The sequence below is a fragment of the Pseudomonas sp. Leaf59 genome, assembly GCF_920984685.1.
GTDB lineage: Bacteria > Pseudomonadota > Gammaproteobacteria > Pseudomonadales > Pseudomonadaceae > Aquipseudomonas.
The window spans coordinates 82,642-104,960 of record NZ_CAKLBR010000019.1; the positions used below are offsets into that span (position 1 = coordinate 82,642).

General features: G+C 62.2%; 16 protein-coding genes. 5 read left to right on the forward strand and 11 right to left on the reverse strand.

Features of this window, described 5'->3' with window-relative positions:
• The first annotated feature begins 193 nt into the window (after positions 1 to 193).
• Entirely contained in the window at positions 194 to 4,945 is a 4,752-nt protein-coding gene (locus LUB09_RS18995; RefSeq protein ID WP_231423396.1) for a hypothetical protein, read from the forward strand.
• 63 nt (positions 4,946 to 5,008) lie between these two features.
• Here the strand turns inward: LUB09_RS18995 and efeO (LUB09_RS19000) are convergent, their stop codons facing one another.
• From efeO (LUB09_RS19000) to efeU, 4 genes are read right to left on the reverse strand one after another with little or no spacing between them, the layout of a single operon-like run.
• The gene (gene efeO / locus LUB09_RS19000; RefSeq protein WP_209982460.1) at positions 5,009 to 5,827 is read right to left on the reverse strand and encodes an iron uptake system protein EfeO; all 819 of its coding nucleotides are present in this window, start codon (positions 5,825 to 5,827) and stop codon (positions 5,009 to 5,011) included.
• Between the two features lie 16 nt (positions 5,828 to 5,843).
• Positions 5,844 to 7,148 carry an iron uptake transporter deferrochelatase/peroxidase subunit gene (gene efeB, locus LUB09_RS19005; RefSeq protein ID WP_209982458.1) on the reverse strand — a complete coding sequence of 435 codons (1,305 nt, stop codon included), beginning with the start codon at positions 7,146 to 7,148 and terminating at the stop codon, positions 5,844 to 5,846.
• Between the two features lie 13 nt (positions 7,149 to 7,161).
• A complete protein-coding gene (gene efeO, locus LUB09_RS19010; protein ID WP_231423397.1) occupies positions 7,162 to 8,364 on the reverse strand; it encodes an iron uptake system protein EfeO in 1,203 nt (400 codons plus the stop codon).
• A gap of 10 nt (positions 8,365 to 8,374) precedes the next feature.
• A complete protein-coding gene (gene efeU / locus LUB09_RS19015; RefSeq protein ID WP_231423398.1) occupies positions 8,375 to 9,220 on the reverse strand; it encodes an iron uptake transporter permease EfeU in 846 nt (281 codons plus the stop codon).
• A gap of 168 nt (positions 9,221 to 9,388) precedes the next feature.
• On the opposite strand from efeU, the gene LUB09_RS19020 reads away from it, so the two are divergent.
• Complete coding sequence (locus tag LUB09_RS19020; RefSeq protein WP_231423399.1) at positions 9,389 to 10,408, forward strand: AraC family transcriptional regulator; 1,020 nt, start codon at positions 9,389 to 9,391, stop codon at positions 10,406 to 10,408.
• Between the two features lie 153 nt (positions 10,409 to 10,561).
• On the opposite strand, the gene LUB09_RS19025 is transcribed toward LUB09_RS19020, so the two are convergent.
• The 6 genes from LUB09_RS19025 to LUB09_RS19050 all read right to left on the reverse strand — a co-directional run bounded on the left by LUB09_RS19025 (position 10,562) and on the right by LUB09_RS19050 (position 18,907).
• Entirely contained in the window at positions 10,562 to 11,977 is a 1,416-nt protein-coding gene (locus LUB09_RS19025; protein ID WP_231423400.1) for an efflux transporter outer membrane subunit, read from the reverse strand.
• Entirely contained in the window at positions 11,974 to 15,153 is a 3,180-nt protein-coding gene (locus LUB09_RS19030) for an efflux RND transporter permease subunit (protein ID WP_231423401.1), read from the reverse strand. The genes LUB09_RS19025 and LUB09_RS19030 overlap by 4 nt, the downstream gene beginning before the upstream one ends.
• A 15-nt stretch (positions 15,154 to 15,168) precedes the next feature.
• Entirely contained in the window at positions 15,169 to 16,410 is a 1,242-nt protein-coding gene (gene mexE / locus LUB09_RS19035; RefSeq protein WP_231423402.1) for a multidrug efflux RND transporter periplasmic adaptor subunit MexE, read from the reverse strand.
• Positions 16,411 to 16,583: 173 nt separating this feature from the next.
• On the reverse strand, positions 16,584 to 16,973 hold the full coding sequence (locus LUB09_RS19040; protein WP_231423403.1) for a hypothetical protein: 390 nt from the start codon (positions 16,971 to 16,973) through the stop codon (positions 16,584 to 16,586).
• A gap of 32 nt (positions 16,974 to 17,005) precedes the next feature.
• Positions 17,006 to 18,262, reverse strand: coding sequence for a 3-phosphoshikimate 1-carboxyvinyltransferase (locus tag LUB09_RS19045; RefSeq protein WP_231423404.1), 1,257 nt, complete (start codon positions 18,260 to 18,262; stop codon positions 17,006 to 17,008).
• A 90-nt stretch (positions 18,263 to 18,352) separates the two neighbouring features.
• Positions 18,353 to 18,907, reverse strand: coding sequence for a UPF0149 family protein (locus LUB09_RS19050; protein ID WP_209982440.1), 555 nt, complete (start codon positions 18,905 to 18,907; stop codon positions 18,353 to 18,355).
• 204 nt (positions 18,908 to 19,111) lie between these two features.
• On the opposite strand from LUB09_RS19050, the gene LUB09_RS19055 reads away from it, so the two are divergent.
• Together LUB09_RS19055 and nudC are read left to right on the forward strand one after the other, a co-directional pair.
• A complete protein-coding gene (locus tag LUB09_RS19055; protein WP_231423405.1) occupies positions 19,112 to 19,924 on the forward strand; it encodes a crotonase/enoyl-CoA hydratase family protein in 813 nt (270 codons plus the stop codon).
• A gap of 5 nt (positions 19,925 to 19,929) precedes the next feature.
• Positions 19,930 to 20,763: an NAD(+) diphosphatase gene (gene nudC, locus LUB09_RS19060; protein WP_209982437.1), complete on the forward strand. Its 834-nt coding sequence runs from the start codon at positions 19,930 to 19,932 to the stop codon at positions 20,761 to 20,763.
• On the opposite strand, the gene LUB09_RS19065 is transcribed toward nudC, so the two are convergent.
• Positions 20,731 to 21,510, reverse strand: coding sequence for a TSUP family transporter (locus LUB09_RS19065; RefSeq protein ID WP_209982435.1), 780 nt, complete (start codon positions 21,508 to 21,510; stop codon positions 20,731 to 20,733). The two genes, nudC and LUB09_RS19065, sit on opposite strands and share 33 nt — an antisense overlap.
• Before the next feature lie 144 nt (positions 21,511 to 21,654).
• On the opposite strand from LUB09_RS19065, the gene LUB09_RS19070 reads away from it, so the two are divergent.
• Positions 21,655 to 22,317 (forward strand): isochorismatase family protein, encoded by a 663-nt coding sequence (locus LUB09_RS19070; protein WP_209982433.1) that lies wholly within the window; start codon positions 21,655 to 21,657, stop codon positions 22,315 to 22,317.
• Positions 22,318 to 22,319: the final 2 nt, after the last annotated feature.

The window sequence follows — 22,319 nt, forward strand, 5'->3', positions numbered from 1 at the left end:
GGGTTATCTCATAGGCTTTTTGTTGACGGTTCTTAAGGACGAGAACTCTTGCGTTCAATCGTGAAGAGAACTTGAAATGTCGACACTTGCATCAGTGGGTTCTGCCCCATCTTCATTCGTATCTACAGTCAGCCGAGCTGAAAACGAACCTGACCATTCTCAGGCAGGATCAAGCCCTGGGGACGGTCGCACGGTGACTGAGGTTCCGGGCGCACCACGGCGACAGGATGGGCAACTGAGACAGGCGCGGTTTGAGCCTGTCGCCGCTCGCCACAAGCGCGAGAGTCGCGCTGCAAATACTGGCCCTGCGGCTTTGGTAGAATTCGGAACCCCAGGGTTTACGCAAAAGGCTGATGAAACGTTACAACAATCCTTGATTGAGTGGCTGATTACCGGCAAGTCCAAAGACCACCTCTTCCCTCGAAATGCCTCTATCCAGCCCTTCATTGATGTCTTCAACAAGGCCGCACGGGAGCCAAAGGTGCAGGCCTGGTTAAAATCCATGGGCATGGATGTCTCATCGGTGCGCGTGTTCAGCGATGGTGTGGAAGGCACTGTGTTGATCAAAGGCAAGCAGGTCAAATGCAGATTCACCGCCACTGACGGGTCAGGATGGAACGAGGTCGGCGCCAGGTTGACTGAGGCAGCGGACAAATTGTCCCCCAACTCCGCCGGGGTACTGCTGCCGCAGAAAGGTCGCTTCGTGGATCTGGATACCGTCTTCAATTTCTACGGTGTGGAACCGCCCCACAGCGATCAGCAAAAAGCGTCCCTTGGTGAACTGCTCAAGACCGCTGGCTGGCCGGCGATAACCGACGATAAACGCAGTCTGTGGCGTCAGCAGTACGCGCAGCTGCTACAGAAAATCAGCGATATTGATGCTCGATCAAGCCTCGCGACTCAACTCTTGCAGTTGGTTAAAGATGCCGTTGACACCGATACCCTCAGCCTTGGCGACAGACTGGCAGTGGTTCGGCCCGAGTCCACGCTGGCGCAAAAAAGCCAGGCACCGCGTGAGCACTTTGCAGCATGGCTTGCGCTGCCCGCGTTCAAGACATTCATTGAAAAAGTTGGCTTCGGCGGCGTGGACCAGGTCTACAGGATAGTCGATGGCGATCTGCAAATACTTGACCGGCGTAGCCAATGGTTTCCCCTGGGCAGTTTTCTGCAGGACGAGATCAGTAAGGTCGGCGTCGGTGGCAGTCCGCAAGAAAAACAGGCTATAGAGACCCTGGACAAGCGCTTCGGTCAGTTGCAGGAAATGTGCAAGTCGATCGGCAATACTGTGTACTCGCAGCCTCTATACGATGCGCGTCAGTACCTGGTTTTTTCCGGGCTGGGATCCCCCCGCACACTGGCGCAGGTTTACGCGGCCATCAGCGGACTGAGCGAAAATCTTCCTCCAGCCCCACCGCGCTGGACCCTGCCGTCTACACGGCCGGAGAACCCGAATCGTGCATGGGCGGACGCGGGTTTTGGCAAGTACCTGCTCAGCTCGATGCAAACCGGTTATGCACTTGTAAAGATCCCTGACGATACGTCCCTGGCGCCTGCTCTGGACATTTACCGCCAGGTCTTGGCCCAGCCCGACCTGCAGGCGTGGATCAAAAGCAAAGGGTTGGAAACGGACGGGCTGGAGTTTCACCGGGACAGCATCAGCGGCTATGCCAACCTTGACGGCGTGCGCACGGCCGTGACCTTCAGCACCGCTGACAATTCCGGCTGGTGGCAGGTCAGCGAGAAACTGCGCTTGATCACAGAGGTGCTGGACCCGGCGGACGAGGGCCTGTATTACCTGAAAGAGGGGGAGTCGTGGCTGCCTGTCGGGGTCGTCGTGCAGGCGTATGGATTGCCGCAGCTTGACGCTTACGAAGGCCGAAACCCGGTGATGGCGCAGCTGCAAACCGGCGCGCTGGTGATGCCCGCTAGACAGTACCAGAGCCTCGGCAGCCGTCTGGAGCACGTGCGGCAAACGATCGGTGACCTGGATGAGCGCGCCTACCTGGGCGATTACCTGGAGCGCAAGATCGGCAATGCGCCTGACGATGCGCCTTGGGACTGGTCCGAACATGCGGTGCAGCCATCCGCCAGCTCATCGTTGGTCGCGGGTGATCATAGGGTTCGGGCAAGTCTTCAGCGATTGACTGAATCGCCCGCGCTGCGCACTCATCTGGAAAAAGCCGGCTTCTTCTGGGAGGGGCAGCCATTTCGGCTGTCCGAAGGCAAATTCGAGCATCAGCTCCCGGACGGGGGTTGGCTGGATCTTACAAGCGTCATCAGTGCGGATCGCGGGCTGGAACTGGAGCTGCACCAGTTGATGGATCTGAGCCATGCCCGGGGACATGCGCTTTATTCGGTGCCGTCATACGACGTCCGCCAACTCCTGGACTATAAGGGCCTGGGCTCACCGCGCACGGTTGGCGAGACGCGCAATGTGGTGCGATGGTTGCGCAGTGCGTTGCCGCCGGCGCCGCCGTTGGGGAATTACTCCGGCCTTTTGGAAGAACCGTGGTCTCCTGGCAGATTGACGGCAGGCGATAAAGCCAGCCTCAAGGCCGAGGCCGACAGGCGTCTGGGTGGGCAGAGTCCGCCGGTTTTCGACTACCTTGAAGAGACATCGCTGGAACTGCTGCAACAGAACCCGGCGGAGTGCCTGGAAAAATTTCTGAACAGCCGCGAGGTTCTCAACGACGGTGACGCGTTTGCCCACATGTTGAAATGGCAAGCGTCACCAGTGCCCAAAGCCGTGCGGCAACAGTTGGCGCTCGCTGCGCTCACCTTGCACGCAGGAGTGAACGTACCGCCCCGGCCCGGCTATATCGCGGGCTATGCACTCTACCAACCGAGCAACATGGGGCGCACCTTCAACGCAGTAAGGCGCGACCTTGAGAAACATCTGCAGCTTGAGCGGGGCCTTGACCCGAAACTTGCGGTACTGGTGGCACAGGTCGGCCTTGCGCAGGTGGCGCCCGAATTGCTGATCAGGGACGTGCCCAAGGAAATCAGAATTGGCACGCCTGGCTGGATGGAGCTGCGGCTGGGTGCTGCCATGGCAGAACTGAAGGGCCCAGGCACCAGCCGCATGATGAACGAACAGCAGATCAGCGATCTGACCACGCTGGCCGCCACCAGCGAAGAGCAGGCTACCCTGATTCAGCTGCCGGCCATGAGGATCCTGCTCGACTGGGCAGTGCTCAATGGGGTCATCCCTGCTGCTGTGGCGGGAGAGCATCCCGAATCGGCGCTCAAAACTGCCACCGCAGCCTTTTTCAAACAACGCCGGGAGGTCAACGACGCATTGAACGCCGTCGCAGAGCTACCGGCGCGCAAGGCCATTGCCATCAGGGAACTGCTCAAGGTATTTCCGGGCATCACGCGCAACGAGCTGGAAACGATGAAAGTACTGCTTGCCGACTCCGATGCTCGACGCAATACGCCCATTTCCGAGCCTCGCGCACGTTCGCTCATCGAAACCTACATGACCGGCGACTTGATGCCAGGCAAATGGATACTTAGGAATGACATGCCTGAAAGGCTGTCAAGGCATCGATCGACTCCCTTTCAGACGAACCTCGCCGTTGAGGCGCCCGCCGAGAAGCGCGCAGAACTCGATGAACGAATTCGTAGACTTCCCGCGTTGAAGCCGCTGCTTGAACAAGCCGTCGATGCGCACAGCGCGACCCTCAAGACTGCCTACGCCACTCAGCTCAAACTCATGTTTGCCAAACTCCCCCTGGCCGACCGTCAACTGCTTGACCACCCGCAGAGCGTCGTCACTGTGTTTACCGTGCGCGGCGAGACCGGGCTGCCGCCCGCCACGCAGACCGACGCCGATGTGCAAGCCGCGAGAGGTCGGCAAGGTACATTGATGAGGGTCGAACTGGGCAGGCAGGTGTGTTATTTCGAGGTGTTTGTCAATGGGGAAATCATCAAACGCACTGACCTTCCTCAACAACTGAGAGAGGGTGATGTGCTTAAAGGTAAACCCAATCCGTTAGGTTTGAATGGTATCTACGTAAAGGCCTTTACGGGCGGATTCAAACTCAACCTGGACCTGGACGCTTACTTGAAAGGTGCTACGCCCAGGCCGAACGTGTCGTCCAAGGTTATCGTTGAACGCATTGGCGAGCCCATTGGCGGCGTTAAATCGGCCGGTGGTGCACCCAGCTCGGACATGATTGACACGTATGCATCGCCGAAGACCCACAGCATCGCGACGCTGATTGCCGACAAGAATTTGTATGAAAGCGATGAGCAGATGCTGCTCAGGGCCGAAGGTACCTTGCCGCTGGAAAAAAAACGCGAAGCGCTCGCCCGGGACAAGGCTATTTTGAAGGGCCTCGTCCCCTTTCTCGGTGCTTATCAGGAGTTTTCGGACGGCAATATCGGCAGTGGGTTGTTCGCCCTGACATTGGACGTGGGCGGGCTCCTTATTGGAGCCGGAGGCCAGGTGCGGTCGTTGTTGCGTACGGCCAAGGCGCTTACGCCCAACCCGTTGGGTAGCGCATTTCGCCGGTTGGGAAGTGCGGTTGCGCCCCTGACACCGCGTAAGGCCTGGACAAAGCCGGTTGCAAGCTTCAGCGACAGGGCGTTCAACTTCATCAAGGAGTCGGCATTATTGGCAAACGGGGTCATGAATCCGGCGGATGGTTACGCGCAGTTGACAGCAGCCGCCGTCAAGGGCGTGTTCAAGCTATCGCGGCTGGTGCCAAGTGCATCGTTGCTCGGCAAGGCCTCGCCCCACCTGATCACGATTGAAGAGAAATTGAGGGCTTATTGGTTGGCCGGTGGATTGGATTCGGCACCAGCGCCTCGCCAATCAGGCCAGGCCGGTACCAGTCAGGGTGTCGCCGTCGTAGCGTCCAGGGTCAACGGTGTCTGGTATGCGCTCAACCCGCAAACGGGTAAGCCGGATGGAACACCGTTATCTGACTTCCATGTGTAGCCCGGCAAACACGCCAAAAGCGTTCGGGCGCCCATACAGGCGGTCCGAACACTCCGTGGCATATCAGTTCAAACCCAACTTGCCCCGCAGGGTCGACAGGTCTTCGGCCAGGGTATTAACCGGACCCACCAGGGCCTTGCGGTCGTTTTCCTTGACCTTGTCGTAGGTCTGGAAACCACCGTCCGGGGTTTTGTATTTGGCGAGGATCTTGTCCACCGTTGCGAAGTTCTTGTCGACCTTGGTCAGGAACGCCTTGTCCTGTTTGTCGATCTGGCCGCGGAACAGGTCAACGATTTTCTTCGCGCCGTCGATGTTGCCCTGGAAGTCGTACAGGTCGGTGTGGCTGTAGCGGTCTTCCTCACCGGAGATCTTGGTCGCGGCGACTTCTTCCAGCAGTGCGGCGGCGCCGCCGACGACTTTTTCCGGCGGGAAGGTCAGGCCGTCGACGCGGGTTTTCAGGTCATTGACATCGGTGTTGAGCTTGGCGGTCAGCGCTTCCAGGCCCTGGGTGCTGTTCTGCGAGAACAGCGCGTATTCGATGCGGTGAAAGCCGGTGAAGTCTTCGGCGGTCACACCTTTTTCGTGGTCGTCGACACGTGAGTCGATGGACGCGTCCAGGTCGCTGAACAGTTCGGCAATCGGCTCGATGGACTCGTAGTGCACACGGGTCGGCGCGTAGAGCTTTTTCGCCGTGGCCAGGTCGCCCTTGTTGATCGCAGCGGTGAACGCCTGGGTCTGGGTGACCAGCTCGGCGATCTCTTCGGTGACGTAGATCTTGTAGTCCGACACCGGACCGACCAGGTCCAGGGGCGCGGTGGCGGCAAATGCGCTCAGCGGCGAGAGGGTCATTAGCAACGACAACGCAATAGTCGACTTCTTCATGGGACGCTCCGGTTTTTTAGGTATTGGCAGTGGTTTGAGGGGGCGTGGCCGCCAGCAGCGTGCGCCCGATAAAGTCCCTGGGCCCGGTAACGCCGGGCAAGGTGAAGAAATACCCGCCGCCCACCGGCTTGAGGTACTCCTCCAGAGGCTCGCCATTGAGCCGGGTCTGCACGCTGATAAAGCCTTTCTCGAGGTCGGCCTGGTAGCAGATGAACAGCAATCCCATGTCCAACTGACCGTTCTTGTTGACACCGTTGGAGTAGTTGAACGGCCGGCGCAGGATCAGGTTGGCCTGGGTCTGCGGCGTGCGCGGGTTGGCCAGGCGGATGTGCGCATCGAGCTTGGTCAGCTTGCCTTCCGGGTCCTTGCTGTAGTCCGGCACCTGGGATTCGCTGTGGCCCCCCATGGGTGCACCGGTGGGTTTGACGCGGCCGATGATGCTTTCCTGTTCCTGCAACGGCGTGCGATCCCAGCGTTCGACGAAGTTGCGAATGATGCGCACCGCCTGGTAGCTGCCATGGGCGGCCCAGGCCGGTTCATCGCTGCCGGGCTGGACCCAGACGATCTGGTCCATGGTCTTGGCATTGTTGGAATCCGGATTGGCCGAACCATCGCGAAAGCCGAGGAAGTTACGCGCGCTCTGCGCCGGCTCGCCGGGTTTGGTCGGTGCCTGGGGCGGCACACTGCCTTCCTGTTTCCAGCGCACCAGCAGCAGGTCGGGCAGATTTTTCACGATGTCGCGCAGGGCATGGATATTGGTGTCGGTCGTGTTGGAGCAGAACTGCAGGCTCAGGTCGCCGTGGCACTGCGCCGGCTCCAGCGCATCATTGGGGAAACCGACCATGCGGCTCAGCCGCTTGGGCTTGACCGCTGCAAGGCCGAAGCGCTCATCAAACAGCGACTCGCCGACCGACACGGTGATGGTCAGGTTGTCCGGCGTGACCACCGGCCCAAGGATGCCGGAATCGGTGGGCGGCAGTTTCGGGTCGACCTGGGGCACGGTGCCGCCGGTCATCAGAAAACGGATGCGCTCGTTGAGGGTATGAAACAGCCGCTCCAGGTCTTCGCGGTCGCTGGCCAATACGTCGAATGCCACCAGCATGCCGCAGGCCGGGCGGGGGGTAACGATGCCGCTCTGGTGCGTGCCGAAAAAATCGTGGTGGTCCTGGGTCTTGTCACTGCGCGGTGCGGTGGTGACCTGTTCGGCCGCGGCGGCCATCGCCGGGCAGCTCAGGCTGCTGCCGGCAATCGCAGCGCCGGTGGCGGCCATGCCCAGCAGGACACGGCGGCGTTGTGCGGAAAACTGCTCTGAATCACTCATGTATGCGTTCGTCTCACTGCAGGCCGGAAAGGCCAAGGGCGGGGTCGATTCCATCGAGTGCGGCGGCCAGTGCCTTGGCCTTGTCGGCGATCTGCTTGCGCTGATCAACGGTGATGCTGTCGTAGCGGGCGTAACCGTTATCCACCTTGAACCCCTGGAGTTCGCTGTCGAAGGCGGCGAGGGCGCTGTCGATAGTGGGCAACAGGTCGGCGGCGGACTTGCTCAGCAGTGGTCGCATCAGCTCCACCACTTTGTGCGCGACCTGGAGGTTGGCGGCAAACCCGTTGAGGTCGATATGGCTGTAGCGTTCCTCTTCACCGCTGGCCGCACGTACATCGGCCAGGCTGTTGAGGTTGCGCACCACAATGCTCACCAGTTGCTCCGGCGGCAGGGACTGGGCCAGCAACTGCTGCTTGAGCGTGGTGACGTCGGCCACTAGGCGCTGCGCAATCGGCGCCAGGCCATCGAGGCTGCGCTGCTGGAACAGGCTGTATTCCAGGCGGTGGAAGCCACTGAAGGCCGGGTCTTGCTCGCGTTTTTCAAAGTAATCGGCGCGCGCGTTGATCGCGTTGTCCAGTTCGGCCAGGCGCTGAGCAGCCGGCGCCAGGCGCTGGTAGGCCTCACGCGCCGGCACATACAGCGCCTGGGCTTGGGCCAGGTCGCCGGCGTCGATGGCTTGTTGCAGCGCCGTTGTCGTCTTGACCAGCGCGCTGCCCTGGCCGCTCAGGTACACGCGAAATTCCGACAGTGGTCCGATAAAAGCCACCATCGACGGTTTGGCCTTGGCCTGGGCGTCGGACTGCGCAGTCGGCGTTACCCGCAAGGTGCCGCGCGGGTTGCTCAGCAGCCCGCAGGTGATTGCGTAGTCGCCGGGCTGCAGGTTGGCGTTGATCACCTGGCTCAGGCCCGGCGCAATGTTCTCGCGCTCCTCGACCACCAGCACGCCATCGAGGATTTCCCACTCCACGGCGCGGTCCGAACGGTTGACGATGCGAAAGCTCGCGCGGCCGGCCGGCACGGTGAGCGCATTGGGCTCGCAGGCATGGCCGTGGAGGGTCACGGTGATTTCATTGTGGTTGGCCTGGCGTTTGCCTGCGGCCAATTGCGAGGCGTAGTAGAACAAACCACCGGCGGCGATCATCACGACCACCGAGCCCGCCACGGCCCAGCGCAGGGCGCGGGACGGCGGGGCGGGTTGAGGCGTTGGGCTGGACAAGAGACGGTCCTTACTGACTGGAAGCGGAAGAGGATTGGACGACGGGCGTAGCAGGCGATGCGGGCAGGAAAAACATCACCAGTGCCACCACCAGGTAAATCAGATAGGCGCCAAGGGTGCTCACGGTCGGCGCTTCCTGGTAGCCGAACATCCCGGCCAGTACCGAGCCCAGCGGGCTGTCCATTGGCAGCGCGCTGCTGAAATCGAACAGCACGGTTTGCAGGTGGTTCCACACACCGGCTTCATGCAGGGCCTGCACCGAGTTGGCGAGGATGCCGGCGGCCACCACCAGGATGAACAGGCCGGTCCAGCGGAAGAACGCGCCGAGGTTCAGGCGCATGCTGCCGCTGTAGATCAGGAAACCGACGATGATCGCCAGGATCAGGCCGAGCAGCGCACCGATCGGCGCGCCAGGGCCTTCGCTCTGCTGGAACACCGCCAGCAGGAAAAACACGGTTTCCAGGCCTTCGCGGGCCACGGCGAAAAACACCATCAGGATCAAGGCCGTGACCTGGTGCCGGGAACCGGTCAGGGCGTGATCGAGGGAGGCGTGCAGCGAGTGCTTGATCGAGCGGGCCACCTTGCGCATCCAGAACACCATCGAGCTGAGGATGCCCACGGCCACCAGTCCGACAATGCCTTCGAACAATTCCTGCTGCTTTTGCGGAAACTCGGCACTCACCAGTTCCAATCCACCGCCCACCAGCAAGGCCAACGCAGCGGCGAGAAACACCCCGATCCACACCGCCGGCATCCACTGGCCACGGCCGGTTTGCTGCAGGTAACTGGCGATGATGCCAACGATCAACGCGGCCTCAATGCCCTCGCGCAGCATGATGAGAAAGGGGACAAGCATTCGGCACCACAGGGTAATTAGGTAGGGTGCTAAGTTGTAACATAATGATACTCATTACTAAACAGGAAAACTTGACGTTTGCTGAACCCTGGCTGAACGGTGGTGGCAAAGCGCAAGCGCCCTTATGATGCTCGCCATCTCCAGTGTGATCGGATTGCCCCGTAGCCCATGTCGGAAAAAGACACCATCTCTGTCCACCTTGTGCGCGAGGCTTTGTTGCAGAGCTGCGCGCCGGGCGCCGCTACGCTTGAGGCCCTGAGCAAGGTCGGCATCGACCCGGCGCTGCTGGAGCAGCCGCTCGCCCGCGTTCCCGCCACAGCCTATGCGCGCCTGTGGCGTCTGCTCGCACGGCGCAGCGACGATGAGTTCTTCGGCATGGACCCGCGCAAGCTCAAGTCCGGCAGCCTGGCGTTCCTGTGTCGCGCCGCAATGGCGCAACCGAACCTGGGCGCGAGCCTGGAAACCGGCCTGGGTTTTCTGTCCTTGATGCTGGAGCAGATGCCCGCTCAACTGGTGCGCCAACAAAGCCTGGCCGAAATCGTGTTGCTCGAACCCGCTCCTAAACGCGCGTTTACCTATTTCACCTATTGGATGATCGTGCACGGCGTCGCCTGTTGGCTGGCGGGCCGGCGTATCCCGATCCTGGCCATTGAGCTGCGGTGTCCGCAACCGGCCTTTTATGACGATTACCGGGTGATGTTCTCCGACAACTTGCGCTTCGACCGGCCGCGCACGCGCATGATCTTCTCCGCCGATTGCCTGGACCTGCCGATCAAGCGCAGCCCCGAAGAGCTCAAGCGCTTCCTCGCGCATGCGCCAGCCAACATTCTGGTCAAATACCGCGATCCGCAAAGCCTGGCCACGCGCATCAAACACGACCTGCGCCAACTGCCGCCCGACACCTGGCCGAAAACCGACGGCCTCGCGGCGTCGCTGTGCGTGTCCGCCTCGACCCTGCGACGCCGTCTGGCTGAAGAAGGGCAGACCTACCTGGGTCTCAAGGACAACGTGCGTAAAGAGTTGGCCATCGTATGGTTGGCCGAACCGCAGATCAGCTTTGCCGAGATTGCCGCGCGGTTGGGATTTGCAGACACCAGTTCGTTTTATAAAGCCTTTCGCAAATGGTCCGGATCAAATCCGGGCCATTATCGCAGTTTGATCCTGAACGAAATAATGCCTGGCAAGTAGTGCCAGTGTGGGACCAGAACGTCGCTGACAGCGTCATTCTTTTAGGAATTTGCCACGTAGCTCCTTTCCCAAGACCCAAAAAAAGCCCCGCGACCGAATGGGGCGCGGGGCTAAAAATTGGCTGGATGCGACCAACCAAAGGAGCTCTTTACATTACTTCGCGTTCGCGATGACCGTATCCGGCTGCCAGCCACCGCCCAGCGCCTTGTAGATCGCGACAATCCCGCGATACAGGTCCACTTCGGCCTGAGCCTGGGCGTCTTCGGCGGCCAGACGTTCCCGTTGGGCATCAAGCAACACCAAAAAGTCCACCGTGCCTTCGCGATAACGAATGGCCGCGAGGTCGGCGGCGGCGCGGCTGGACTCACTCTGACGGATCAACGACAGCAACCGCTGTTGGCGTTTGCCGTAATCACTGAAAGCATTTTCCGATTCTTCCAATGCCAGCAGCACCTGTTGCTCATAGGTCGCCAGCGCGCCATCGGCCTCGGCGTCCGCGCCGCGCAAGCGCGCACGCACGCTGCCCAGGTCGAACGCCGCCCAGGTAATGCTTGGGCCGAGCGCCCAGGCATTGGCTGCCGATGAGCCAATCTGCGAACCGCGCCCGGCGGTGAAGCCGAGGAAGCCGCTGAGGCTGACCCGTGGGAACAGATCGGCCTTGGCCACGCCAATGCGGGCGGTGGCGGCGGCCAGCTTGCGTTCGGCGCTGAGGATGTCCGGACGCCGTTGCAGCAGTTGCCCCGGGTCGCCGATCGGCAGCGCCTTGGCAATCGCCGGCAGGTCTTTGGGGCTCAGGTCGACGCTGAGCTTGTCCGGGCGCTGGCCGAGCAGGGTGGCGATGCGGTTGCGCTCGCGCACCTGTTCGGCCTGCAGCTGCGGCACGCTGGCTTCCACCGAGGCCAGGCGTGCATCGGCGCGCTCCACATCGAGCTGGTCGCCCACGCCGGCATCACGCAGGCTCACCGTGATGCTGCGTGAGTCCTGCTGGTTCTTCAGATTGTCCAGGGCAATGCGTTCGCGCAGTTGCGCACCGCGCAACTGGCCGTAGGCATCCACCAGTTCGGCAATCATGCTCACTTGCAACTGGTACAGGTCGGCCTCGGCTGCCTGCTGGTCGGCGTCGCTGGCTTCCAGATTGCGCTGGATGCGGCCGAACAGGTCCAGCTCCCAGGCCATGTCCAGCCCCAGGTCATAACGCTCGCTGTTGACGCGCCGAGTGGTCTGGCCAGGGATCTGCCCCTTGGCCAAGTCACTGCTGGCGCGGCTGGTGATGGTCGGCATGGCGTCATTGCTGGCGTCATCACGAATCGCCCGGGCCGCACGCAGACGGGCAAACGCCACGCGCAGGTCACGGTTGCCTTGCAGCGACTGAGTCACCAACTGATTGAGGGTCGGGTCCTCGAACTGCTGCCACCAGATACCTTCGAACTTGGCGTGATCGTATTGCTTTGCGTCTGCAGCGGCGGTGATGTTCGCCGCCTCCGGCGTCTGGGTTTTGTAGTCCGGGCCGACGGCGCAGGCGGCGAGCGCCAGTACCAGCAGGCTCGGCAGGAATAGTTTCACGCTCATGGCTGTGTCTCCAGCTTCAAGGCCTTGGCCGCTTTGCGCGCCTGGCTGCGCTCCACATAGCGACGAATGAGTACGTAGAACACCGGCGTCAGCAACAGGCCGAAGAAGGTCACCCCGATCATCCCGGAGAACACCGCCACGCCCATGGCATGGCGCATCTCGGCACCGGCACCGCTGGACAGCACCAGTGGCACCACACCCATGATGAAGGCGAACGAGGTCATCAGGATCGGCCGCAGACGCAGGCGGCAGGCTTCGAGCACCGCAGCCAGCGGGTCAAGGCCCTCGGCCTGTTTGTCCTTGGCGAACTCGACGATCAGAATCGCGTTCTTGCACGCCAGGCCCACCAGTACGATCAGACCGATCTGGGTGAAGATGTTGTTGTCGCTGCCCGAGATGATCACCCCGGTGATCGCCGACAGCAGGGTCATCGGCACGATCAGGATCACCGCCAGTGGCAGGCTCCAGCTTTCGTACTGCGCGGCCAGCACCAGGAACGCCAGCAGCACGCAGAGCGGGAACACGAACAGCGCGGTGTTGCCCGAGAGGATCTGCTGATAGGTCAGGTCGGTCCACTCGTAGGTCATGCCATTGGGCAGTTCATCCTTCAACAGTTTTTCAATCGCCGCTTGAGCCTGGCCGGAGCTGTAGCCCGGTGCGGCGTTGCCGTTGATCTCTGCGGTGATAAAGCCGTTGTAGTGCATCACGCGGTCGGGCCCCGAGGTGTCGCTGACCTTGATGAAGGTCGCCAGCGGGATCATCTCGCCCTTGTTGTTGCGCACTTTCAACTGGCCGATCTGGTCTTCGTCCTGGCGGAACTGCTGTTCAGCCTGCACGTTGACCTGGTAGGTGCGGCCAAAGCGGTTGAAGTCGTTGGCGTACAACGAGCCCAGGTAGATCTGCAGGGTGTCGAAGATGTCGCTGATCGCCACGCCGTGGGTCTTGGCCTTCTCACGGTCGATGGCGGCATCGACCTGGGGCACGTTGACCGTGTAGCTGGTGAACAGGCCGAACAGCTCCGGCACGCCACGGCTCTTGGTGATGATGTTCTGCACTTCCTTGTACAGCTCGTCGTAGCCCAGGTTGCCACGGTCTTCGACCTGCAGGCGGAAGCCGCCGATGGTGCCCAGGCCCTGTACCGGCGGCGGTGGGAAGATCGCCATATAGGCTTCCTGGATGCCGGCGTACTGGCCGTTCAAGGCACCGGCAATCGCACCGGCGGACAGGCTCGCGTCCTTGCGCTCATCGAACGGCTTCAAGGTCACGAACACGATGCCGTTGTTCGGGCTGTTGGTAAAACCGTTGATCGACAGGCCCGGGAAGGCGATGGCACTTTCCACGCCCGGCTGTTTCAAGGCGATGTCGGACATGCGCTTGATCACCGCTTCAGTACGGTCCAGGCTGGCGGCGTCCGGCAATTGCGCGAAGGCCACCAGATATTGCTTGTCCTGGGCCGGCACGAAACCGGTGGGGGTGTGGGCAAAGCCGAACCAGGTCAGTACCATCAACCCTGCGTACAGGAACAACGCGATACCGCTGCCGCGAATCACCCGGCGCACGGTGCCGACGTAACCGTGGCTGGCTTTCTCGAAGAAGCGGTTGAACGGACGGAACAGCCAGCCGCCGAACAGTTTGTCGAGCACTTTGGAGAAGCGGTCCTTCGGTGCGTCATGGCTGCGCAGCAACACGGCGGCCAGGGCAGGGGACAGGGTCAGCGAGTTGAACGCCGAGATCACCGTGGAAATCGCAATGGTCAGGGCGAACTGTTTGTAGAACTGCCCGGTCAGGCCGCTGATGAACGCCGCCGGAATGAACACTGCACACAGCACCAGCGCCGTGGCGATGATCGGGCCGGTCACTTCGCTCATGGCCTTTTCCGTGGCCGGGTAGGGGTCCAGCCCCAGCTCGATATTGCGCTCGACGTTCTCCACCACCACGATGGCGTCGTCCACCACGATACCAATGGCCAACACCAGGCCGAACAGCGACAGCGCATTGAGCGAAAAGCCGAACAGGTGCATCACCGCAAAGGTCCCGATCAACGAGACCGGCACCGCCACCAGCGGAATGATCGACGCGCGCCAGGTCTGCAGGAACAGGATCACCACCAGCACAACCAGGATCAACGCTTCGAACAGGGTATGCACCACCGCTTCGATGGAGCCGCGCACGAACACCGTCGGGTCGTAGGCGATGCGGTAATCCATGCCTTCGGGGAAGCTCTTCTTCAGCTCCGCCATCTTGGCGCGCACTTCGTTGGAGATGTCGATGGCGTTGGAGCCAGGGCGCTGGAAGATCGGGATCGCCACGGCCGGCTGGTTGTCGATCAGCGAGCGCAGGGCGTATTGGCTGGAGCCCAGCTCAACCCGTGCGACGTCCTTGAGACGGGTGATCTCGCCGTTGTCACCGGCGCGGATCACGATGTTCTCGAACTCTTCTTCAGTGACCAGACGACCCTGGGTGTTCACCGACAGCTGGAAGCTGGTGTCGTTGGGCGCAGGCTGCGCGCCCAGGGCACCGGCCGCTACCTGGCGGTTCTGTTCGCGAATCGCCGTCACCACATCGGTGGCGGTCAGGTTGCGCGAGGCGGTCTTGTTCGGGTCCAGCCATACGCGCAGGGAGTAGTCGCCCATGCCGAACAACTGCACGTCGCCGACGCCGCCGAGGCGGGCCAGTTCGTCCTTGATATTGAGGATCGCGTAGTTGGACAGGTAGAGCATGTCGTAGCGCTGATCGGGCGAGGTAACGTGCACCACCATGGTCAGGTCCGGGGAGGCCTTGTCCACGGTGATGCCGATGCGTGTCACTTCCTCGGGCAGTTTTGGCTGAGTGCGTGTCACGCGGTTTTGCACCTGCACCTGCGCGTTGTCCAGGTCGGTGCCCAGGGCGAAGGTGATGGTCAGGGTCAGCTTGCCGTCAGCGGTGGATTGCGAGGACATGTACAGCATGTTCTCGACGCCGGTGATTGCTTGCTCCAGCGGCGCGGCCACGGTTTCGCCGATGACCTTGGGGTTGGCGCCGGGGAAGTTGGCGCGTACCACCACGGTGGGTGGCACCACTTCCGGGTATTCGCTGATCGGCAATTGAAACAGCGAGATTGCACCCGCGATCAGGATCAACAGCGACAGCACCGCTGCGAAGATCGGCCGCGAAATGAAGAACTTGGAAAAATTCATCTTGAGTCGTATCCCTTAACCGCGTGGAGTCGCGACAGCAGCGAGCTTGGGCGCGGTTTTTTCCGGCGCCACCTGTTCGAGGTTGCTGGCTTCAAGCGCTTGTCGTTGTTGGGCGAGGGCGGCGAGGGTTTCCTGGCTGGCCATCGGGATGGTCTCCGGGGAAACCGGCGTACCCGGGCGCACGCGCTGCAGGCCTTTGACCACAATGGTGTCGTCCCTGCCCAGGCCGCTGCGCACGATGCGCAAGCCTTCGATCTTCGGCCCCAGCTCCACGGCGCGATAGGCCGGCTTGTCGCCTTCCATCACCAGCACGAACTTCTTGCCAAGGTCGGTGCCCACGGCCTCGTCGTTGATCAGCACGGCAGAATAGGTGCCGCTGCCCACCAGCTTGAGGCGGGCATACAGGCCAGGGGTGTATTCGCCCTTGCTGTTATCGAACACGGCGCGCCCGCGAATGGTGCCGGTGGCCGGGTTGACCTGGTTGTCGACGAAGTTCATCTGGCCCAGGTGCGGGTTGCCGGCCTCATTGGACAGGCCCAGGTACACCGGGGTGGTCGCGCCACGGCGGCCCTGGCGCGCCAGCTCGGTGTACTTGAGGTACACGCGCTCGTCGGCGTCGAAGTAGGCATACACCTTGTCGGTGGAAACCACGCTGGTCAGCGCGGTGGTATCGGCCGTTACCAGGTTGCCGGCGGTGATCTCCGCGCGGCTGACCCGGCCGCTGATCGGCGAGGTCACGCGGGTAAAGCTCAGGTTCAGTTTGGCCAGGTCCAGCTGCGCCTGGATCCCGGCGACGGCAGCGCGGGCTTCCTGGGCGGCGGTGGTGCGCGAGTCGGCCAGTTCGGCGGAAATCGCATTGCTCTGGCGCAGACGGTCACCGCGCTGGGCTTCGTTGTCACTGCGGTTGGCGGCGGCCTTGGTCTGTTGCAACTGGGCTTCAAGCTGGCGCACTTGCGCCTGGAACGGGCGCGGGTCGATCTGAAACAGCAGGTCGCCTTTCTTGACCAAAGCGCCTTCGGTAAAAGCGACTTGATCAATCTGGCCAGAGACCCGAGGACGAATCTGCACAGTTTCCGGGGCTTCGAGACGGCCGGTGAATTCGTCCCACTCGTTGACCGGTTGTTCCAGCACCTTGGCCACGCTGACTTTCGCCGGTGGCATGGCGGCGGCCTGATCGGGGGTCTTGCCGCAGGCGCTCATCACCACCACGGCCAATATCGCCAGGGGGAAGCGCAAGTGTTTGAGTGACTGTTCCATGAGGTGCATCCGCCAATGTATTTGAGATGGGCGGATCATGCGCGGGGTAGGGGTATGTCACGAATCGAATGAGGCGAAGGTGACTATCATTCGGAATGATATAAGCAGGAGGGGGGATGCTGGCTTGGGCCTGGGTACCTATCCGTTACCTCAGCAATGGATATGCCGTCTCATCACCCCTGGCCAAACAAGTCATAAGCATCAAGCAACCGATAAGCAATCTCCGGCCGTTTCTCCAGGCCCCGGCGAATCGCCGCCGGAATCGCCTGCCGTGTCTTGCGGCACATTCCCTGCAGTTCATCGATGACAATCTGAATTCCCCGCATGCTCCTGACCTCGGTATGCCCGGGCGCCACCTGCACGCGAATCCCCAGCAGCTCATACATGCGCTGCTGCATGTGCTCCAGGTCCTGCAGACTCTTGAGATCTTCCAGCCGGGCAAGCAGCTTTTTTTCTTCCTGACGCGTCAGGCCAAGCACCCGCAGGTCCGCACCCGGCGCCTGCAGCAGCTGTTCACGGGCGCAAATACAGGCGCCGGGTGGGCAGGGTTGGCGAATTGTCATGTGCATTCCCTCCCCATTGCGGCGCCACCGACTTAATAGGTCAGCGCAACGCCCAGGCTGCCCAGGGCTTTCCAGTAATCAGGATAGGTCTTGGCCACGCAGTCCGGGTCCTGGATGCGAATGCCCGCGACCTTCAGCCCCGCCAGCGCAAAGCACATGGCGATGCGGTGGTCGGCGTGGGTGTCGATCAGCGCATTGCAGGAAGTGCCGGCCAGCGCCGGGTCGGCGGCTACCAGCAAGTCATCGCCCTCAATGGTCGCCAGGCCCGGGCGGATTTCGTTGAGGCCGTCGTGCAGGGCCTGCACGCGGTCACATTCCTTCACGCGCAGGTTGGCCAGTTCAGTGAAGCGTACCGGGGTGTTGTTGAAGGCGGCCAATACCGCCAGGGTCGGGATCGCGTCCTGCATCTGCGAGCCCACCACGGTGGCCGGCATGTTCGGAAACTGCGCGATCACCGCCTGGGCCCTGGCGTCCGGCTGGGTGAAATCCTGCGCGGCCACGCCGATATCGATACGGCCGCCGGTTAACACTTCGGCCGCCCACAGGTAGGTGGCGGCGGACGCATCCGGCTCGATCAGGTAGTCATGGGCACGGTAGCCGGTCGCGGCGACGCGCCAGGTGCTGTCGTCGACTACCTCCACCTGCGCGCCGAATGCGCGCATGCAGTCCAGCGTCAGGTCCACATAGCCACGAGCGCCAATGTCCTTGCCGGTCAGTGCCACTTCAATCGGTGCTTCGCCGCACGCCGCCAGCATCAGCAGCGCCGAGACGTACTGGCTGGACAAGCCGCCGTCGATCTCGAAGCGCTTGGCCTGCACCTTGCCCACGCCGTGTACGGTCACCGGCGGGCAGCCGGTGGGGCTGTCGACCTGAATGCCGTTCTGCCCGAGGGCGGTCAGCAGCGGGCCGATCGGGCGTTTTTGCATGTAGGTGTCGCCGTCCAGCACGACGCTGCCTTGCACGGTGGCCACAGCGGCGGTGAGAAAGCGCATCGCCGTGCCGGCATTGCCGAGAAATAGCGGTTGCAGGGGCCGTTGCAGCTTGCCGGAACCGGTCACCACAAAGGTGGTGTCATCCGGCTCATCGATGGTCACGCCCATCTCGCGCAAGGCCACCGACATATGCCGGGTGTCATCGCTTTTCAGCGCGCCGGTCAGGCGACTGGTGCCGGTGGCCAGGGCGGCCAGCAACAGGGCGCGGTTGGTGATGGATTTGGAGCCGGGGGGCGCGACCTTGCCGTTCAGGGGGAAATTGGGCGGGGTAACGGTCACGGTTTTCTGCGAACTCAAGGTGCAAGGCTCCTGATCAGGGCAAGGTGGCACGGAGTGGCCGACGGGCGGACTCGAATAATCGGCCAAAGCAGCGGTGCTTGTCGAGGCTTAGCGCAAGGCCAACCAGTAATCGTGCAGGGCGCGCGCGGCCGGTTCGATCTCGCTGACGCGCTGCTGGTGCGCCTGTACATCGAGGTCGGCCGGCAGCTCGAAGTTGTCCTGCTCGGCGCACTGGGCGATTTTTTCCAGGTGCGCGGCCTGCTCGGGCGGCAGGTCAGGCCAGTGGGCGATGGCCGCGCCACGGATGTAGCCAAAGCACCACTCTTCGGCGAGGGTCAGGGTGTGGCCCTGATGCTCGGTGTCATCGAAACGGGCCTTGAACCCCCGGGCATCGTTAGCCAGTTGGGCGGCCAGGGTATTCATGTGGCGTACGCACAGTTCGAGGAAACCCTGGGCTTCGTCCGCGCTTTCCCAGGCCGGGTTGTGTCCGCCCCAGATCGCCGGGAACCACTCGCCGACATCCACCCGGGCCGGGCTCGACACCAGCGCGGTGAAGTAGCCATCGAGTTCTGCCAGGTTGAGTACCGAATGGTCGTCGCCGTATTTGAGCAGGGTTTCGTCGATAAAGTCGAAATCGGCCAGGGCGAGAGGGTGGCTGTGCATGGGCATGTCCTTTGAGCATGGAGCGCCGCGAGCGGGCGGCTTAAAGCGCGAAGGATGGCGGGTGCGCGGGGTTTTATCCAGCATTTTCCCAGCGGCTCGGTGCCCATGGCGCCGATAAGGGCGCGTCCGGCTTTTGGCCGATGCGCCCTTGCGCAGCCTTGTTATAGTCTGGCCCTTATCAATCGTCAGTCAGGGATCACTGCCATGTCCGAATACCAAGCCTTCGTTGTCGAACTCAGCGGCAACGTTGCCCATGTGCAGATCAATCGCCCGGAAAAGATCAACGCGATGAACGCGGCATTCTGGCGTGAAATCGTCGAGATCTTTCAATGGGTCGAAGACACCGACGCCGTGCGCGCCGTGGTACTCAGCGGTGCGGGCAAGCATTTCTCGTCGGGTATCGACTTGATGCTGCTGGCCCAGGTGGCCAATGACCTGGGCAAGGACGTGGGGCGTAACGCACGGCTGCTGCGGCGCAAGATCCTCGAGCTGCAAGCCTCGTTCAACGCGGTGGACAATTGCCGCAAGCCGGTGCTGGCGGCGATCCAGGGCTACTGCATCGGCGGCGCCATCGACCTGATCAGCGCCTGCGACATGCGTTACGCCGCCGAGGATGCGCAATTCTCCATCAAGGAAGTCGACATTGGCATGGCCGCTGATGTCGGCACCCTGCAACGCCTGCCGCGCATCGTCGGTGACGGCATGCTGCGCGAACTGGCCTACACCGGCCGTCAGTTCGGCGCCGAAGAAGCGCGCAGCATTGGCCTGGTGAACCGTGTGTACCCCGATCACGCCAGCCTGTTGGCCGGGGTCCTGGAGATTGCCCGCGAGGTTGCCGCCAAATCGCCAATTGCCGTGACTGGCACCAAGGCCATGCTCAGCTACATGCGGGACCACAGCGTCAATGACGGTCTGGAATACGTTGCCACCTGGAACGCGGCTATGTTGCAATCCAACGATTTGCGCGTGGCCATCGCGGCCCATATGAGTAAACAGAAACCCGACTTTGTGGATTGACCGACATGACTCCAGGCTGGATTACCACAACGCTGCTGGACAACGAGACTCCCGGTGGCTGGGCCGTTGCGCGCAGCCGCGAGGGCTTTTTACAGGACGCCAATGGCCCGCTGTTTCCGCGTGAATGGCTCAAGCGCCAGGACCTGTCGGTGTTCGCCGAGCACGGTATCGGCCACCTCGATGGCGAGCCGGTGTACCTGCTGGAGCTCAACAGTGCCGCCGACGTGCCAGGCTGCAGTTGGCAGGGCCTGCGCGGCTTCATGCTGCAGGGCGATCACACCCTGTACAAGGTGCTGGGTTATGCGGCGCAAATCGGCACCTGGGCGCGTGAGCACCGTTTCTGCGGCAGTTGCGGTCAGCCCATGGTCCAGGTGCCGCGCGAGCGCGCGATGTTCTGCCCGCCCTGCGATTTGCGCAGTTACCCGCGCATTTCGCCGAGCATGATCGTGCTGGTGACCCGCGGCGACGAGATTCTGCTGGCGCGTTCACCGCGCTTTGTCACGGGGGTGTACAGCACGCTGGCGGGGTTTGCCGAGCCGGGCGAGTCGGCCGAGGAGTGCCTGATTCGTGAGGTGCGTGAAGAAGTGCAGGTGGAGGTGAAGAACATTCAGTACAGGGGCAGCCAATGCTGGCCGTTTCCCCACTCGATGATGCTGGGCTTTCATGCCGAATACGCCGGCGGCGAGATCGTGCCCCAGGCCGACGAGATAGAGGACGCGCAGTGGTTCAATATCCACGCGTTGCCGCCGTTGCCCGCGTCGCGCTCGATTGCGCGCTATCTCATCGACCTGTACCTGGCCCGTCGCCTAGGCCACGCTGAACCAGTGTTGCCAGGCTAGGCGTACGGTCAGACCGAGCACCACGGTGATGAACACCGGGCGAATGAATTTGGCGCCGCCGCTGATTGCGCTGCGTGCGCCAAAGAATGCACCGCACATCACCGACAGGCCCATGGCCAGGCCGACGATCCAGTCCACCGATCCGTTGATGATGAACACCGTCAGCGCCGCCGCGTTGCTGACGAAGTTCATGCTGCGCGCCACGCCGCTGGCTTTCACCAGGTCGATGGGGTGCAACAGCATCGTGCTGACGGTCCAGAACGCGCCCGTGCCGGGCCCGGCCACGCCGTCGTAGAAACCCAGACCGAAGCCCTGGGTGGCCTGCCATTTCTTCCTGATCGGCGCATCGGCATCCAGCGGCGCCTTGGGCGTTCCGCCGAACAGCAGATACACACCACAGGCGAAAACAATCACCGGGAGCATCTTGTTCAGCGTTTCGGCGGGCAGGTAATGCGCGACCACGGCGCCGGTCAGTGCACCAATCAGGGTGCCGACGATGGCGTGCACCCACTGGCGCGGATGGAACAGCTTGCGCCGGTAGAAGGTGAAACTGGCGGTGGCCGAGCCGAAGGTCGAGCTGAGCTTATTGGTGCCCAGCACCAGGTGCGGCGGCATGCCGGCCGTGAGCAGGGCAGGCGTGGTGAGCAAGCCGCCACCGCCGGCGATGGCGTCGATAAAACCGGCGACAAAGGCAACCACGGCGAGGATGGCCAGGGTGGTGAGGTCTACGCTGAGTTCGAAGGGCATGGGCAGTCGACTTGGGTTGGCGGGCACAACGGGGTGGCTGTGACAAACGGCGCTATCTTACCTGACCGTCAGGCTTTCAATCGCAAAACTGTAATCAAAAAACGGACCTCTATACACTTCCTGCCTGGCCACGGGAGAACCGCCATGCCCCTCGCAAAAATCGCCATCGCCTCATTCGATGTCGACGCCCAGAAAAGCTTCACGCCACTGTGCCCCAATGAGTTGCCGGTGGCCGGTGGTGACCAGATCGGCGCCGAGCTCAACTACATGGCCAGCCTTGCCGGTCATCGTATTGGCAGCAAGGACGCGCACACCCCGCACGCACCCTGGGTAGTCTCTCGGCACAGCGAAATGCTGCAGCCCACGGGCCTGGCGCATGCCGATGTCACCTGGGTCAACCACTGTGTGCCTGGCACCGAGGGCTTCACCCTGCTGGATGAACTGCCCACGCCCTACGACTACGATTACTTCGTCTGGAAAGGCGTCGAACCCGACCTGCATCCCTACGGTGCCTGTTACCACGATCTGCATGACAAGCTCTCCACGGGCGTCATCGAGTACCTCAAGGCTCACAGCGTGCAGCGGGTTATCGTCGGCGGCCTGGCTCTGGACTACTGCGTCAAGATCACCGCCCTGCAACTGCTCAAGGCGGGTCTGGCGGTGGTGCTGCACCTGCCGGCCTGCCGCGCGATCACGCCGGAGGGCGGCCTGGATGCCGTCGATCAGTTGCTCACGGCAGGCGCCGTCATCAGCCGGACCCGTGAAGAACTGGCCGCGACGCTCGTACGTTCCCATTCCTGCGATTGATC